We start from the raw sequence: 15,481 nt of genomic DNA, 5'->3' as shown, positions 1-15,481 counted from the left end.
CTCCCCGGTTAGTCCGCACTCACCTCTCTCTTAGGTATGCAATTCGGTGGTGCTGCCATCGGGCAAAATTGCCACGGCGCTTAGGCGTCCTGTTTCATCGGGGCGGGTGTTTAGCGCGATGCGCCCCTCCGCTTGGGTTGCGCTTTCGACAGCGTTATGGCCGTGGGCTATCCATAGGCCATCTCCACGCAGGCGATAGGCAAATTCAGGATGGCCCCAGATCAGATTGCGCCCGCTTTGTTGGTCAAGCGGATGATGCGGATCAGCGCCAGCATGGGTTGCAGCCAAGCTGCCTGATTTCCAAAACAACGGCAGGTTGGCTAACCATGTAATGCGCGCCTCTCCCAAGACTTCTGATAAATGTGTAACCAAGTCATCGGGTGGCAGGTTCGGGTCAAGCTTGAGTTCCTGCAAAAATCGCGGTGCCCCTGCACGCAGCCAGCGTTGAAGTCGCACCGCCGGCGCATCTAAACTATCGAGCAAAAGCCGTTCCTGCGCACCGCAAAGACAGGTGACGTTATTTGGAAATTCTTGGGTCAGATCCATCAGGCGGTCGAGCGTGGCTAACCCTTGCCCGCCCGCGTGCAAGTAATTTCCAACGAAAACCAATTGTGGATTTGTTGCGCCACTATTGCCGATATGGGCATCAATGCGCGCCAAAATGCCTTCAAGCAAACTGGCGCAGCCCATAAGGTCGCCCACGATATAGCTTGCCAATTCAGGCCGCGGTTGCCCGCCTTTGCCCTGACCTAAGGCTGCCTGTCCTGTGGGTTTGGGGGTGCGCTTGAACAGTTTGAACATGGTTAAAATCTGCGCGGATATGGGCGCATAAGCAAGGCTAAATTTGCGGCGCGGCCGCGCGCTTAATCGCGCGCGCGCAACCGTCCCGCAGGGCGCATGGCCAAAGGTCGCCATGCGTAACCAAGCCCCGCAGCAAGGCTGACCAAGGCACCGCCCCCAATGATGAGAATGGCCGAGGTAAGATCAAACTGAAAGGGCGCCTCCATCACAAATTCCATGACCGCAAAGCCTCCAAGCGTGCCTGCACCAAGGGCGACCAAGCCCGCCATCGCCCCTAACAATGCGGAACGAAGGGCGAAGGATGACAGGATTTGCCCACGCGAGGCGCCGAGGGTTTTCAAAAGTGCCGCCTCATAGCTGCGCGCCCGTTCGCCCGATGCGGCCGCACCGATTAAGACGATCAATCCTGTCAACAGGGTCACGCCTGCGCCAAGGGACGTTGCCGTTGCAATGGCCCCAAGCGCCTCGGCCACGCGGTCTAGTGCATCACGGATGCGAATGGCGGTAATATTGGGGGCATCGCCCGCAATATCACGCAACAACTGCGCTTCTGCGGACTCTTCGGCATAGACTGTTGCGATGAATGTATGAGGTGCGCCTGCAAACGCGTTAGAGGAGAGGGTCATAACAAACCCAATCCCTGCATTCGAGAAATCAACCTCACGCAGCGCTGCAATGGTCGCGGTGATTTCCCGCCCCAAAACGTTAACAGTGATCTGATCGCCAAGCCCGACACCTAATTCGGCGGCCTCTTCGGCGGCAAAGGCCATCAATGGTGGCCCGTCATAGCCTTGATCCCACCATTGCCCTGCAACAATTTGGTCAGATGGTGGGGCTTCGTCCAGATAGGTCAGGCCACGATCCCCGCGCACGACCCAGTGATCCCCTGCTACTTCGCGCGCGTCTTGCCCGTTGATCCCCGTCACGATACCGCGCAGCATGGGCGCGGTTTCCACCCGTGATACCGCAGGGTCGCTTGCCGTGCGGGTGAGAAAGGGGTCAATCTGGTTTGGTTGGATATCGACAAAGAAATAGGAGGGGGCAACCTCGGGAAGGTCGCGGTCAATCGCATTTTGTAGATTGGACGAGATTTGCCCCACCGCCGCCAGAACTGACAGGCCCAGACCCAGCGAAATCATCACCGCGGTCGCTTCTGAACGGGGGGCGGCAATCGCAGCGAGGGCCGCGCGCAACATGACCCGTCCGCGTAAGGCGCGCCCGCGCGCCAAATTGCGCAAGACGCGGCGCAACACCCATGCAGCCACCCATAGGATCAAAAGGGCTGCGGCAATCCCCCCTGCTGCGCCAAGCGTCAAAATCGGCACGCCAGACCGCCATAGCGCCAGTCCCAAGAGCGCGGCGCATAGGCCAAGCAGCGCTGCGATATAGCGTTTGCGCGGGATGGCAATGGCTGGGCTTGCCGCATCTCGAAAGATCGCTGCGGCGCGCAGGCGTTCGGTTTGCGCCAAGGGTAGCAGCGTAAAGATTAACGCCGTCAGCGCGCCATAGCTCGCCGCCTCAAGAAGGGCAGCAGGGGCGATGGTTATGTTCAAATCCACAGGCATATGCGGGTCCAAGAACGGAGCCGCCACAAGCGGCAACAGCGCCCCAAGCACCACGCCCATGCCAACGCCAACGGCACCCAAAATAATAATTTGGATCAGATATGCGGCAAAGATCGTATGCCCCTCGGCCCCGATGGTTTTCAGGATCGCAATGGTGGATAGACGATTTTCCAAATAGGCCCGCACCGCGGCAGCAATGCCAACCCCACCTACGGCCAGACCTGCGAGGCCAACCAACACCAAGAACGTGCCGATACGATCGACAAAGCGTTGCACCCCTGGGGCCGCGCGGCGGCTGTCTTGCCAGCGGATACCGCCTTCGGGAAAAGCTGCCTCCATCTGACTCCGCAAGCTATCGAAATTTGCCCCTTCGGGCAGTTTCAGCCGCACTTCGGTTTCATATAGTGTGCCGGGTTGGATCAGGCCTGAGGCGGTTAATCCGTCCAGCGATATGATGGTGCGCGGGCCAAGGCCAAAGCCGCCTGCCGCGCCATCAGGTTCTGCATCAAGGGCGGCGCGCAGTTGAAATTCTGCTGTTCCAATGGTGAAGATATCACCAATTTGCATGCCCAAACGATCAATCAGCACTTGCTGCATCACCGCGCCATACAGGCCGTTTTGCGCTGAAATGGCCTCTTGGATCGGGTGATCTGGTATAAGACCCGCCGCGCCATAGAGCGGATAGGCCGCATCGACCGCTCGCAATTGGGTCAGGGTGTAATCCATCCCCTCGGGCCCCGTGAAACCCGCCATAGACCGCAGTTCGATGGTCTCAGAGAGATCCGTTGAGATTGCTGCTATAAAGGCGCGCTCTTCATCATTTGGGCCGCGATAGGTGAATTCCATTTCAGCGTCTCCGCCAAGGATCACCGCCCCCTCACGCGACAAGCCATCGCCAATTGCGCTGCGCACTGTGCCAACAGTGCCGATAGTCGCCACGCCCAAAATCAAACAGGCGAGAAAAATGCGAAAACCACGCAACTCCGCACGCCATTGCGCGCGCAATTCGCGCTGCGCAATTCGCCACGCCATGATCATATGCACGATCCTTTTTGCGGGCGTGTTTCTGAGACGACCCGACCATCGCGCAAGGTGACCATGCGGTCACATTTTGCGGCCAGTTCCGAAGAATGGGTGACGAGGATCAGCGTAGCCCCGTGACGGGTTTGCAGATCTATCAAAAGGTCCATGATCTGCGCCCCATTGGTTGCGTCCAAATTACCTGTGGGTTCATCCGCCAATAAGATCGAGGGGCGCGGTGCTGCCGCACGGGCCAAGGCTACGCGCTGTTGTTCACCGCCTGACATTTGCGCAGGATAATGCCCCGCACGATGCGCAAGGCCAACCGAAGCCAGTTCCGCCTCGGCCCGATCAAACGCATCTGCCACCCCTGCCAATTCAAGGGGCGTTGCAACATTCTCAAGCGCAGTCATGGTTGGGATCAGGTGAAAAGATTGAAAAACAATGCCCATATGGTTGCGGCGAAACCGCGCTAAGGCATCTTCATCCATACGTCCCAAATCATGATCAAGCGCACGCACTGTGCCCGATGTGGGGCGCTCTAATCCACCCATCAACATTAAGAGCGAAGACTTACCCGAACCCGATGGCCCAACGAGGCTGACGCTTTCCCCTTTGCTTATCGTCAAAGACACCCCATGTAGGATATCGACAGGGCCCGCATTGCCCATCAAGGACAGACTTGCGTCTTCAAGCGAAAGGATGGTTTCGGCCATGTTCAATAACCCCGCATACTTGGTTGAAACTCGATATGGGGTTTTGCCGCGCTGCGGCAAGGGGCGGCTTGTCTGGGCGGCGCTCTTTGGCGTGCTGCTGATGCTGCTGCCACAGACGGGGGTCGCGCAGGTGCAGGTCGTTGCCCTGGGCGACAGTCTGACCCAAGGATACGGCTTGCCCCAAGGCGAAGGTTTCGTGCCGCAGCTGCAAAATTGGATCAATGAGCAAGGTCTTGATGCACAAGTCGTCAATGCGGGTGTCTCGGGTGACACGACCGCAGGGGGGCTGTCTCGGATTGACTGGACGCTGACCCCTGATGTGGATGCCGTGATCGTGGCATTGGGGGGAAATGACCTATTGCGTGGGATTCCACCTGCAACCAGTCGCGCCAACCTTGAGGCAATTTTGCAGAAAATATCTGCGCGCAATTTGCCTGTTCTTTTGGTGGGCTTGCCCGCGCCCAATAATTACGGCCCCGCATTTAAGGCTGAATTTGACGCGATTTACCCCGATCTCGCGGCCCAATATGAGACTAGTCTTGTGCTTGATTTTCTTGGGCCTATTGCCGCGGCCGCAGAAAGTAACCGCCAAGAGGCATTGAGCGATTTGATGCAGCCCGATGGCATTCACCCTAATGCCAAGGGCGTGGCTTTGGTGGTCGAGGCACTTGGCCCTGAGGTTGCAAACCTTATTGCCCGCGCCGAGGCAGGCGGGTGATGAGCGAGGCTGCCGATCATCTGCGTGTGGCTCTTGGGCAGATGTGTTCTGCCACGACCCACGCCCCAAATATCGCCGTGATGCAAGAGTTTGCACGCGATGCGGCGGCAGCGGGCGCAGATCTTTTATGTCTGCCTGAAGTGGCGGGTTTGATGTGCCGCGATCGTGAGAAAGCTTTGGCACAGGTCAAGACCGCTTCGGAAGATCCGTTTCTGGATGCCGCGCGCAATGCGGCGCGCAGGCACAACTTTTGGATCCAAGCAGGCACAACACCGATCCGACCTGAAGGCGCAGAAAAATTCCGTAATCACGCTGTTTTGATCGCGCCTGATGGGGATGTGGTCGCAGCCTATGATAAAATTCATCTGTTTGATATCGCACTGGACGGGCAGGCCCCAATTGGAGAATCGAGCCGATTTGATCCGGGGGATCAGGCGGTGTTGGTCGACACCCCTTGGGGCCCGTGGGGGATGAGCGTGTGTTATGATATCCGCTTTGCCCATCTCTTTCGCGACTATGCCAAGGCGGGCGCGCGCATGATCTTTGTGCCATCGGCCTTTACGGTGACCACGGGCCAAGCTCATTGGGAGGTTCTGCTGCGTGCTCGTGCCATTGAGACGGGTAGTTTTATCGTAGCCGCCGCCCAATCAGGCAGCCATGAAGATGGGCGCAGCACCTATGGTCATTCGATGGTTGTCGCTCCATGGGGCGAGATTTTATTGGATGCAGGCACGGCCGCGCCCGCCTTGCATATCTGCGATTTGGATTTGAGCCGTGCAGATCACGCGCGGGCACAAATTCCGAACCTGTCCAATGAGAGACCCTATCAGCTATCGCGAAAGGATGCGCGCATCAAAGCGCGCAATCCCAACGAAATATAGACGTATCCACTGCTGGGATGGCATGATCAGCCGCGAGCGCGCCATTTTGTTACCTGTCGGGTGTAGCGGTCAGTTTTGGGAAGAACTGGCTGGGGTGGTAGGATTCGAACCTACGGTACGCGGTACCAAAAACCGTTGCCTTACCACTTGGCTACACCCCAACTGTGACGCGCTAGTTACTTTGCGCGGGTCGTAGGATCAAGACCCTTGTGTGAAAAATCTTTGGTTTATTTTCGTGGTCTCAAATCGTTTGATCATAGGCCCCGACATCGGGTTCTGTTCGAATGATCGCGTCTAGGTCTTGGAAGATTGCGCGCATTTCTGCTTCACTGGCGGGACTTTCGCAGACAACCACCAAATTTGGCGTGTTGGATGAGGCCCGCACAAGGCCCCATCCGCCATTTTCCAACACCACCCGCGCGCCATTTACCGTTACGACATCCACGATTTTCTGCCCGCCCAGTGAGCCGCCTTGACCATGTAAAGCCACGAGTTTTTCCACCAACCGAGCGAGAACATCGTATTTTTGCGTGTCCGCGCAATAGGGCGACATGGTCGGGGTGGCGTAGGTTTGGGGCAAAGCGCGGCGCAGATCCGCCATAGAGGCGTAAGGGTTGCGATCCATCAATTTGCAGATTTCTACCGCAACGCGCATGCCGCAATCATAGCCACGTCCCAGAGGCGGCGCGAAGAAGTAGTGGCCCGATTTTTCGAACCCCGCGAGTGCGCCCAATTCATGCACGCGGCGTTTCATATGGCTGTGGCCGGTTTTCCAATAATCCGCCCGCGCGCCAAGCGCCCGCAATTCAGGGTCAGAGGCATACAGCCCCGTAGATTTCACATCAGCTACGAAAATCGCACCCTTGTGATGTTTGGCCAGATCGCGGGCCAAGATCACGCCCATCTTATCGGCGAAAATTTCTTCGCCTTCATTGTCGACCACGCCGCAACGATCGCCGTCCCCGTCAAACCCAAGCGCGAAATCAGCGCCGCTTTCACGCACCGTGTCCGCCATGTCATGCAACATTTCCATCGCTTCGGGGTTTGGGTTGTAATGCGGGAATGTGTAATCAAGCGCATTATGCGATGCGACCACCTCGACCCCTATGCGCGCGAATAACTCAGGGGCAAAGGCCGAAGCCGTGCCATTGCCCGTGGCGCAGACCACGCGCAGCTTGCGGGTCATTTTGAAATCGCCAACGAGATCATCCAAATAGGCCTCTTTGACGCCATCGACAAACTCATACGCGCCGCCCGTGCGCGCCACGCCCGCGCCGTCCAAAACGATATCGCGCAAACGCGCCATCTCGACTGGGCCATGGGTGAGGGGCTTTTCAAATCCCATTTTCACCCCTGTCCATCCATTGGGGTTATGGCTGGCTGTCACCATGGCCACCGCGGGCGCATCAAGGTGAAATTGCGCGAAATAGGCCATCGGGCTGAGGGCGGGGCCGATATCCCGCACCTTGATCCCCGCCCGCATCAAGCCCAAGATCAGCGCGTTTTTGACCGAGAGCGAATAGTCGCGGTAATCATTGGCCACCACGATCTCAGGGCGAATGCCGGCCTCATGCATTTGTGTTCCAAGCCCTAGACCCAAGGCAGTAACGCCTGGCAGGTTAATCTCTTCGGGAAAACGCCAGCGTGCATCATATTCGCGAAACCCTGTCGGTTTGATCATCGGATCGCGCAAGAAGGCCCATGTATTCGGGGTGACCTCGGTGAGGGGTTTTGTCATGACGAATACCTTATTGGGCTTGGGTTAAATGCGGATTGGGTTGGCTTTGGCCAAGTGGTCAAGCTGCATCAACATTTCAATTAATGCGGGCATATCCGTCAGGCGGATCATGTTGGGGCCATCGCAAGGGGCGTTGTCGGGGTCTTGGTGCGTCTCGGTAAAGACCGCGGCCACACCAACCGCCACGGCGGCGCGGGCCAAAACAGGTGCAAATTCGCGCTGCCCGCCTGATGCGCCACCCAAGCCCCCAGGTTGTGCCACAGCGTGGGTTGCATCCATTACAACGGGGCAGCCCGTTTTTGCCATCTCGGGCAGAGACTGCATATCAACCACGAGGCGGTTATAGCCGAAACTGACTCCGCGCTCGGTGAGCAGGATCCGATCATTGCCCGTGCTTTCGATTTTGGCGACCACATTGGGAATATCCCACGGGGCAAGAAACTGTCCCTTTTTGACGTTGATCACGGCACCCGTCCTTCCCGCCGCTAGCAAAAGGGCGGTTTGGCGACACAGAAAAGCAGGGATCTGGAGAACGTCCACCACCTCGGCCACGGGCGCGCATTGCTCTTTTTCGTGAATATCGGTCAGAACAGGCACGCCAATCGTGGATTTAACAGATGCCAAAACCTCAAGGCCTTTATCCAAGCCCAAGGGGGGCGCGGCATTGAGTGAGGTGCGATTGGCCTTATCAAAGCTGCCCTTGAAAATATACTGCGCGCCTGCCTTTTCGCAGGCCTCTTTTAGGATACCTGCAATCATCTGCGCATGATCCGCGCTTTCCAATTGGCAAGGCCCCGCAATAAGGGTGAGCGGGCGGTCGTTGCCGACCGTCAGGTTTCCGATTTGCACGTCTCTCATATTTTTTACGCCGATACCTGTTCGCGAAGAATGGATGCTGTCATTGATATCAACAGGTAGATGCCCGAAAACACAAGGAAGGCAAGCAATGTATTTTCAAAACTGCGCTGATAAGCCACCTCGTCAGGCGCGACAGGAAAGACACTCATAGACAGGTAAAGTGTTTGGCATTTTGTTGCAAGATTGCGTGTGATCCTGCCCCCCGCCCTTGCGCAGGCCGAGGCGGGGCAATACGGGATGGGGTGAATAATCCTGACCTGCGCGTCTTTTGCGCAAGATGTTGGAGTGTTGATGGATGACCGAAACGCCCTTGGATCATGCCTATGCGCAAATGCAAGCAGACCCAGATGCCCAGATGCCGCGACTGCGGTTCTATGACCGCCTTTTGGGGGCTGAGCTATTCGTGCTGCTTGAGCGCCCAATGGCCGCTGGGCAGGATCGGATTGAGCCAAAAATCCTGACATCTGAGGGGGTTTCCTTCGTCTTAGCCTTTGACCGAGAAGAGCGGCTGTCTCAGTTCGTGGACGGGATAGAAGCGCCCTATGCTGCGCTTACGGGGCGGGCCTTGGCCAAAATGTTGGCGCCTCAGGATATTGGTCTGGGCTTGAACCTTGGGGTCGCGCCCAGCGAGATCTTGCTTGACGGCGCTGCGATGATTTGGCTGCGCGATATTGCAGAGCAGGGGCCAACATCCATAGATGCGCGCCCCGTGTCGCTGAACGCACCACGCGGCCTGCCGCAAGATGTGTTGATTGCTTTGGACGCCAAATTAGCAGGGCTGACGGGGTTGGCCGCAGGTGCCTATCTTGCCTTAGCCGAGTATGCCGATGGCAGTCACAGCCATATCCTATGCTTTATCGATGCTGCGCCCGAGGCGCATGAGGCCTTGGCGCGTGCCGTTTCAGAAACGCTCCATCTGTCGGGCGTTGAGGCGGGCATGCTTGATGTGGTGTTTTTGCCGGCACATGAGGCCTTTGTCGCGAAATTAGCGAAGGTTGGCTTGCGTTTTGATTTGCCGCAGGTTGAAAAGCCACGGAAACGCCCCGCGCCTGGATCGGATCCAGATAAACCACCCAAGCTGCGATAGCTTGGCCCGCTGCAACGAAAGGCTTAGGCATGCAAACCACATTGACGACCGAGCTCTACATTCTCGCCCTCGCTTTCTTTTTACAGGTATTCCAATTGATACTTTACGGCGTTGTTGCGAATTTACAGGTCGGGGTCGGGTATTCCATGAGCCCGAGGGATACAGCCAAAAGCCTAACGGGTGTGGCGGGCCGATTGCAGCGCGCGTTAAACAACCATTTTGAGGCATTGATCCTTTTTGCCATAGCGGTGGGTTTGGTGACAGCGCTTGGGGCGTCTAATGCCGCCACTGAAATCTGCGCACATGCCTATTTGGTGGCGCGGATTCTTTATGTGCCTGCCTATGCGCAGGGACTTACGCCGTGGCGGTCTATCATTTGGGCGGTTGGGTTCTTTGCGACAATCTCTATGGTTGTGATCGCAGTTTTTTAATTTGTGATCACAAAGTCGAAAATCACCCCCTGAGCCGCGCTATTTTGGCCCGTTTTTGGGGGGGTGAGGGGTGAAAATCCTTGTTTCGCGCACGCCAATTTCCTATGCGCTTGGCAAATTTGGCCTGACACAGGGCCACGACCGAGCGCTAAGGAGGCGAAGATTATGGCAGATTATGATGTTATCGTTATTGGCGCAGGCCCTGGTGGCTATGTGTGCGCAATCCGTTGCGCACAGTTGGGTCTAAAAACCGCCTGTGTCGAAGCCCGCGACACATTGGGCGGCACATGCCTTAATATTGGCTGCATTCCGTCTAAGGCGCTGCTGCACGCAAGCCATGCCTTGCACGAGGCAGAACATAACTTCGCCAAGATGGGCCTCAAAGGTGCTGCGCCCAAGGTCGATTGGAAAGGTATGCTGGCCTATAAAGATGATGTGATTGGCCAAAACACCAAAGGGATCGAATTCCTGTTCAAAAAGAACAAGGTGGATTGGATCAAAGGGTTCGGCTCCATCCCTGCAGCGGGGCAGGTGAAGGTTGGCGACACAACCCACAACGCAAAATCGATCATCATTGCATCTGGCTCAATGCCGTCCACGCTGCCAGGCATTGAGGTAGACGAAAAAATCGTGGTCACTTCTGAGGGTGCCTTGGCTCTGGGTAAAGTGCCCAAGAAAATGGTTGTCATTGGTGCTGGGGTCATTGGTCTTGAGCTTGGCTCGGTCTATGCCCGTCTTGGGGCCGAAGTCGAGGTGATTGAGTATCTCGATACCATTACCCCCGGTATGGACAGTGAAGTTGCCAAGAATTTCCAAAAAATCCTTTCAAAACAGGGTTTGAAATTTACGCTTGGGGCAGCTGTTCAAGGGGTAAAAACAACCAAGACCAATGCGACTGTCAGCTACAAATTGAAGAAAGATGACAGCGACCATCAGGTTGTTGCAGATGTGGTTCTGGTTGCGACTGGGCGCAAACCCTACACTGAGGGGCTTGGCCTTGATGCGCTTGGGGTGGAACTGTCCGAGCGCGGACAAATCAAAACGGATGGCCACTGGCAGACCAATATTAAGGGCGTTTATGCGATTGGTGATTGTATCGCAGGCCCAATGTTGGCGCATAAAGCCGAGGACGAAGGTATGGCCGTTGCCGAGGTTGTTGCGGGCAAACATGGCCATGTGAATTATGGTGTGATCCCTGGCGTGGTTTACACAAACCCCGAAGTGGCTTCGGTCGGCGCGACTGAGGAGATGCTGAAGGCTGAGGGCCGTGCCTATAAGGTTGGGAAATTCTCCTTTATGGGCAACGGCCGCGCTAAGGCGAATTTCGCGGCGGATGGTTTTGTGAAAATCCTTGCCGACAAAGACACTGACCGCATTTTGGGGGCTCATATCATTGGCCCTGCGGCAGGGGATTTGATCCATGAGGTTTGTGTCGCGATGGAATTTGGCGCCAGTGCGCAGGATTTGGCGCTGACTTGTCATGCGCATCCTACATTCTCTGAGGCAGTGCGCGAGGCGGCATTGGCCTGTGGGGATGGGGCGATCCACGCCTGACTTGCGGCGTCTAAAACAAAGAGATGCCGAATGCAGGGGAGGCATTCGGCATCTCTCCATTGGGGTGTCTTGCACAACAGTTGAAAAAACCTTGGGCAAGTCTGACGGCGGGTTCTTGATTGGGGGACTGTAAACCGCATGGCCCATTCAAAACCTGATGCAGTTTAAGCAATGGTTAATGGTCAGCCTCAGGTGGCCAATAGCCTCAATCCATGGGTGACATCGGCCCGAACAGCCAATCGCAGCCCTGGCTCATCTCCAGCTTTTAATGCGGCGAGGATGGAACGATGATGCTGTGGCGCATCGGTTCGGTGTAGCCGCCCGTAGAGCGCGCGCATTGTTGGTCCCAATTGCAGCCAAACCGTTTCGGCCAAAGCTAACATTGCTGGCGCTTGCGCCCGCAAATAGAGCGTGCGGTGGAATTCAAGGTTGTGGCGGATATAGGCAATGGCATCGCCCGTATGGATCACCCCTGCAATAGCGCTATTAGTGCTTTCCATTCGTTCGATGAGGGCCATATGCGCCCGCGGCAGGGCGCGTGCGGCCAATTCAGGCTCAAGCAATGCGCGCAACGCCGCCAGTTCTTCGATCCGTTCATTGCTGAGTTCGGGGGTCGACACGCGGCCTGACGCCGATAGGGACAGTGCGCCTTCGCTCACCAAACGCCTAACCGCCTCGCGTGCAGGCGTCATCGAGACCTGAAATTCTTGGCCAATTCCACGCAGCGTCATTGCCCGCCCTGGCAAAATTTCGCCATGCATAATGCGCGAGCGCAAAGCGCGATAGACCCGTTCATGGGCCACCGCAACGGTTTGTTCAGTTGGGCGCGGGTTAGTCGGCATAGGCCATATGTGATCACAAACCCTATCCTGTTGGCAAGCTCTCAAAGCGCCACGCTAAAATCTCGTTCCCATGGGTTTTCAGCCATGCGCGATGCCGTTGATACTCAGGGCAGAGCGAGGCGCAATGTGCCCAGAATTTTGGACCGTGGTTCATTTCTGCCAAATGCGCAACCTCATGGGCGGCGACATAATCTAGCACCTCAGGCGGGGCCATGATCAGTCGCCAAGAATACATCAAATGACCCTGCGCCGAGCAACTGCCCCAGCGGCTTTTGGTGTCACGAAGTGTGAGCTTGGAAAACTGTCTTCCCAGTTTATTCGCGTAATATTCCGAGGCTGTGTGGAGCCGCGCATTGGCGCGGGTTTTCAGAAACGCGGCCACGCGAATGGGCAAGCGTGGATCATCGGCAACGCTTAAACACCCATCGGCAAGCTTTGCCGAACGGCCACTGCCTTCGATGATCGGATGGGGAGCACCTTCGATGGGAATCACCGCACCAATAGCAGGGCGCTGTGCTGCTGGGCGGTCTTGTAAATGCCTCATCAACCATTCACGGCGAGCGTTCAAAAAGGCCAAAGCCTCACTTTCGAGCGCCCAATGGGGCATGGTTAGGCTGACAGTGCCATCTCTGTTGGACACCCGTAAGGAAAACCGCGTGGCGCGCACTGATTTCTTCATCACCACCTCAACGGGCTGTGGCCCATCCAAATGGTGAATCCAAGATGATATCTTGCGCAGCATCGCAATAAGCCTCCGTCTTTCGTCAATTAAACGGGCAATCCTTGAATTAGTATTCGGAAAGCCTTTGACACCCTATTCACATTATGGCAGGGGATCGCAATTCTCTCGATAGCGTTCATTGAAGGGGGTGTCATGCCCAAAGAGGAATGGGGTTTTAAACGCGTATGCCCAACCACAGGCAAGCGTTTCTACGACCTTAAAAAAGACCCGATCGTTAGCCCATATACGGGCGAGGTGGTCACATTGGACACCGGTAAAGGTGGCCGCAGCTTGGTTGCGGAAAAACCATCTGCTGCGTCTGCCGCCAAGGCCAAAGACCGTGCGGACGATGAAGTGATCTTGGATGATGAAGATGATTTGGTATTGGATGATGATTCCGATCTGGATGACGATCTTCTCGAAGATGACGATGACGATAATGTCTCGCTTGATGACATTGCCGATGTCGGCTCGGATGATGAAGAGTAGATCACTCTGCTGACCATTGCGTGTGGGGCGGTTTTTTCCCTTGATCTGCCCCGCGCGACACCATAAACCGCAGATCGCAACGAATGTTGCAAACGGTTTTGGGGCCTTAGCTCAGCTGGGAGAGCGCTTGCATGGCATGCAAGAGGTCAGGGGTTCGATCCCCCTAGGCTCCACCAAATCCTCCTAACCCATTGATTTCCTTATTTCGTTGACCTGATTTAGCCTATGTGCCACCATTAGGGCTATACGCAGGGCTATACGAAGGGCTATACGCAATGGCTGTTTATCCAAAGGCAACCCTTGCGCCAAAGAGTGGCAAGAAGAGCCTGTATGCTTATGTGACAGTACCTTCCAATCTGCGCAGCATCATAGGATCAAAGCAGAGATATAAGTCCACAGGCACGGATAATTGGGAGCTCGCTCGTGATAAGTTGCGGGATTTAGAGGCTCAGATATGGGCTGAGTTCGATCAAGCAGAACTAACAAACCACCCTCTTTCGATAGCTTACATGCAGCTTGAATCTTTGATCTATAAAAACCGACCAGATCAAATGCCTAAAGATTTGAACAGCATCTGTAAAAAACTATTCGAAGAAGAATCTCGTTACCAAATCGAAGATGATGTCCGTGTCAGGGCAGGGGGCGTAATAGAAACCCAAGCTACGGACTGGGAGGACGCTCCTCTCATAGCAGAGCACGCTGATTTGGTTCGTGATGCGCTAGAAAGCTTCCTACTTGAGTTCCGTAGGTTGAATAGCGAAAGGTTTGTTCCTGTTAAAGAAACCAAGACTTTTGACGCTGTTGTAGAGGAATATCTCGAACACCCCTCGTTTTTGAGAAATGCCAAAACCAACGAACCCAAAAGACAAAAGACGCTTAATGATCAACGCAGCAAATTAAAGACATTTCAAAAGTGGGCAGGGCGAGTTCGCTTATCAGAGTTCAACCAACCTCTGGCCTATAAGTACATGGATGCCTTGCAGGATATTGTTGACGTTAAAGATCAAGAGGCAGGGGTCGCTGTTGAAACTTTGAAACAGTATTTCGTGCCGCTCACAAACGTTCTGAAGTTTGCGTATCAGCAAGGTTATTCTTCGGGGCTTTTGTGGGAAGGTTTGGAGTTTGCGGGGCGAGGAGCAGCCAAGCAATCCTATCGTGACTTCCGTGATCATGAATATGCCAAGCTGTGGTCTATGGATATTCCTGACCAAGACCGTCTTTGCTTAGCGATGTTGGCCACGACCGGCTGTCGCTTAGAGGAGATTGCAAGTGTTCGGTGGCGTGATATCCACGAACGAGAAGTAAATGGCGTTACCGTCCACTGGCTCGACACTCAGAATATGGTCGTTAAAAACGCCCCTTCTCGCCGTAATGTGCCTCTTCATCCGGAGATAGTGCGAATGTTACCGGAACGGGGGTTTAGCTGGAATAAAAGCGATAAAGATCGCCTGTTTAGTTACCCTGTATCTGGCGCAGACAACAAGGTTTCCAACAAAGCCTCACGCCGTTTGATTAGCTATGTCCACGCAGTACGTGATGATCCCAATGATAGGAGATTAACGCTTCACAGCTTCCGGCACACCTTCACAACCATCTGCCGAAATGCTGTTCCAACCATCGACTGGGAGCTTAGAGAAAGAATGTTGGGTCATGGTACTACGCAGACAGCCGGCACGTATGGTGAGGCAGCACAGGTGGCTACTGTGTTGAATGAAATACGCCGCCTAGACCTGTCCTTTATCAGGAGAGCGTCTGATGTTTGAAGGTTTGCTTCGGTGGGTTTTTGGTTTGGCTCTCTTCACCGGAGTGCTCATGCTCTTTGGCTTTATCGGTGGATACATTGCCTACAGGTTTTTTGATGACAGACAGGGCACAGAAGTGACCGCATATGGCATTGCGGCTGGAGTGGGCATCTTCTTGTACTTGATTTACGAGGGCATAATCCAAGAGTTGGGTAGGCTGATATACGGCCTCCTTCCTTTCTTCCTCTAAAAAACACCACGATTCGAGATGATTCTTGGCAATTAATGTCTGTGCTACAGGCGTTAATGCAATTTTCT

15 protein-coding genes, 2 tRNA genes and 1 pseudogene are annotated in these 15,481 nt (G+C 55.2%); 9 read left to right on the top strand and 9 right to left on the bottom strand.

The genetic code is table 11. The features are described from left to right. Positions 1-30: 30 nt before the first annotated feature. From AAC632_RS01850 to AAC632_RS01840, 3 genes are read right to left on the bottom strand one after another with little or no spacing between them, the layout of a single operon-like run. Positions 31-915: a serine/threonine protein phosphatase gene (locus AAC632_RS01850; RefSeq protein WP_340298382.1), complete on the bottom strand. Its 885-nt coding sequence runs from the start codon at positions 913-915 to the stop codon at positions 31-33. Next, positions 864-3,404, bottom strand: coding sequence for an ABC transporter permease (locus AAC632_RS01845; RefSeq protein ID WP_340299859.1), 2,541 nt, complete (start codon positions 3,402-3,404; stop codon positions 864-866). Before AAC632_RS01845 ends, AAC632_RS01850 begins: the two co-directional genes overlap by 52 nt. Further along, a complete protein-coding gene (locus AAC632_RS01840; protein ID WP_340298384.1) occupies positions 3,401-4,102 on the bottom strand; it encodes an ABC transporter ATP-binding protein in 702 nt (233 codons plus the stop codon). The genes AAC632_RS01845 and AAC632_RS01840 overlap by 4 nt, the downstream gene beginning before the upstream one ends. On the opposite strand from AAC632_RS01840, the gene AAC632_RS01835 reads away from it, so the two are divergent. Then, positions 4,101-4,820, top strand: a complete 720-nt coding sequence (locus AAC632_RS01835; RefSeq protein WP_445322664.1) for an arylesterase — start codon at positions 4,101-4,103, stop codon at positions 4,818-4,820. The genes AAC632_RS01840 and AAC632_RS01835 overlap by 2 nt on opposite strands. Beyond that, a complete protein-coding gene (locus tag AAC632_RS01830) occupies positions 4,820-5,701 on the top strand; it encodes a carbon-nitrogen hydrolase family protein (protein WP_340298385.1) in 882 nt (293 codons plus the stop codon). The genes AAC632_RS01835 and AAC632_RS01830 overlap by 1 nt, the downstream gene beginning before the upstream one ends. A gap of 86 nt (positions 5,702-5,787) precedes the next feature. Here AAC632_RS01830 and AAC632_RS01825 read toward each other — a convergent pair. From AAC632_RS01825 to AAC632_RS12215, 4 genes and pseudogenes are all read right to left on the bottom strand, one after another. Further along, positions 5,788-5,862, bottom strand: a tRNA-Gln gene (locus AAC632_RS01825). A gap of 80 nt (positions 5,863-5,942) precedes the next feature. Then, positions 5,943-7,439 (bottom strand): phosphomannomutase/phosphoglucomutase, encoded by a 1,497-nt coding sequence (locus tag AAC632_RS01820; RefSeq protein ID WP_340298386.1) that lies wholly within the window; start codon positions 7,437-7,439, stop codon positions 5,943-5,945. Positions 7,440-7,463: 24 nt separating this feature from the next. After that, positions 7,464-8,297, bottom strand: coding sequence for a 3-deoxy-8-phosphooctulonate synthase (gene kdsA, locus AAC632_RS01815; protein ID WP_340298387.1), 834 nt, complete (start codon positions 8,295-8,297; stop codon positions 7,464-7,466). A 5-nt stretch (positions 8,298-8,302) separates the two neighbouring features. Beyond that, positions 8,303-8,464, bottom strand: a pseudogene (locus tag AAC632_RS12215) (capsule biosynthesis protein); the annotation flags it as partial. Between the two features lie 128 nt (positions 8,465-8,592). On the opposite strand from AAC632_RS12215, the gene AAC632_RS01810 reads away from it, so the two are divergent. The 3 genes from AAC632_RS01810 to lpdA all read left to right on the top strand — a co-directional run bounded on the left by AAC632_RS01810 (position 8,593) and on the right by lpdA (position 11,369). Then, on the top strand, positions 8,593-9,384 hold the full coding sequence (locus tag AAC632_RS01810) for an SseB family protein (protein ID WP_340298388.1): 792 nt from the start codon (positions 8,593-8,595) through the stop codon (positions 9,382-9,384). 29 nt (positions 9,385-9,413) lie between these two features. Next, on the top strand, positions 9,414-9,815 hold the full coding sequence (locus AAC632_RS01805) for an MAPEG family protein (RefSeq protein ID WP_340298389.1): 402 nt from the start codon (positions 9,414-9,416) through the stop codon (positions 9,813-9,815). Between the two features lie 165 nt (positions 9,816-9,980). After that, entirely contained in the window at positions 9,981-11,369 is a 1,389-nt protein-coding gene (gene lpdA / locus AAC632_RS01800) for a dihydrolipoyl dehydrogenase (protein ID WP_340298390.1), read from the top strand. A 188-nt stretch (positions 11,370-11,557) separates the two neighbouring features. Here the strand turns inward: lpdA and AAC632_RS01795 are convergent, their stop codons facing one another. Continuing rightward, positions 11,558-12,211, bottom strand: coding sequence for a GntR family transcriptional regulator (locus AAC632_RS01795; protein WP_340254193.1), 654 nt, complete (start codon positions 12,209-12,211; stop codon positions 11,558-11,560). Between the two features lie 22 nt (positions 12,212-12,233). Beyond that, positions 12,234-12,953 carry a M48 family metallopeptidase gene (locus AAC632_RS01790; protein ID WP_340298391.1) on the bottom strand — a complete coding sequence of 240 codons (720 nt, stop codon included), beginning with the start codon at positions 12,951-12,953 and terminating at the stop codon, positions 12,234-12,236. 132 nt (positions 12,954-13,085) lie between these two features. Between AAC632_RS01790 and AAC632_RS01785 the strand changes: the two genes are divergently transcribed. The 4 genes from AAC632_RS01785 to AAC632_RS01770 all read left to right on the top strand — a co-directional run bounded on the left by AAC632_RS01785 (position 13,086) and on the right by AAC632_RS01770 (position 15,413). Then, positions 13,086-13,421, top strand: a complete 336-nt coding sequence (locus AAC632_RS01785) for a TIGR02300 family protein (protein WP_340298392.1) — start codon at positions 13,086-13,088, stop codon at positions 13,419-13,421. Positions 13,422-13,521: 100 nt separating this feature from the next. Continuing rightward, a tRNA-Ala gene (locus AAC632_RS01780) sits at positions 13,522-13,597 on the top strand. Between the two features lie 99 nt (positions 13,598-13,696). Beyond that, the gene (locus AAC632_RS01775; RefSeq protein ID WP_340299857.1) at positions 13,697-15,184 is read left to right on the top strand and encodes a tyrosine-type recombinase/integrase; all 1,488 of its coding nucleotides are present in this window, start codon (positions 13,697-13,699) and stop codon (positions 15,182-15,184) included. Next, positions 15,177-15,413, top strand: coding sequence for a hypothetical protein (locus AAC632_RS01770; RefSeq protein ID WP_340298394.1), 237 nt, complete (start codon positions 15,177-15,179; stop codon positions 15,411-15,413). Before AAC632_RS01775 ends, AAC632_RS01770 begins: the two co-directional genes overlap by 8 nt. Positions 15,414-15,481 lie beyond the last annotated feature (68 nt).

It is taken from the genome of Roseobacter sp. HKCC-CH-9351, from assembly GCF_037830295.1.
In the GTDB taxonomy this organism is placed as follows: Bacteria; Pseudomonadota; Alphaproteobacteria; order Rhodobacterales; family Rhodobacteraceae; genus M30B80.
This window is presented reverse-complemented; position numbering and strand designations above follow the sequence as displayed.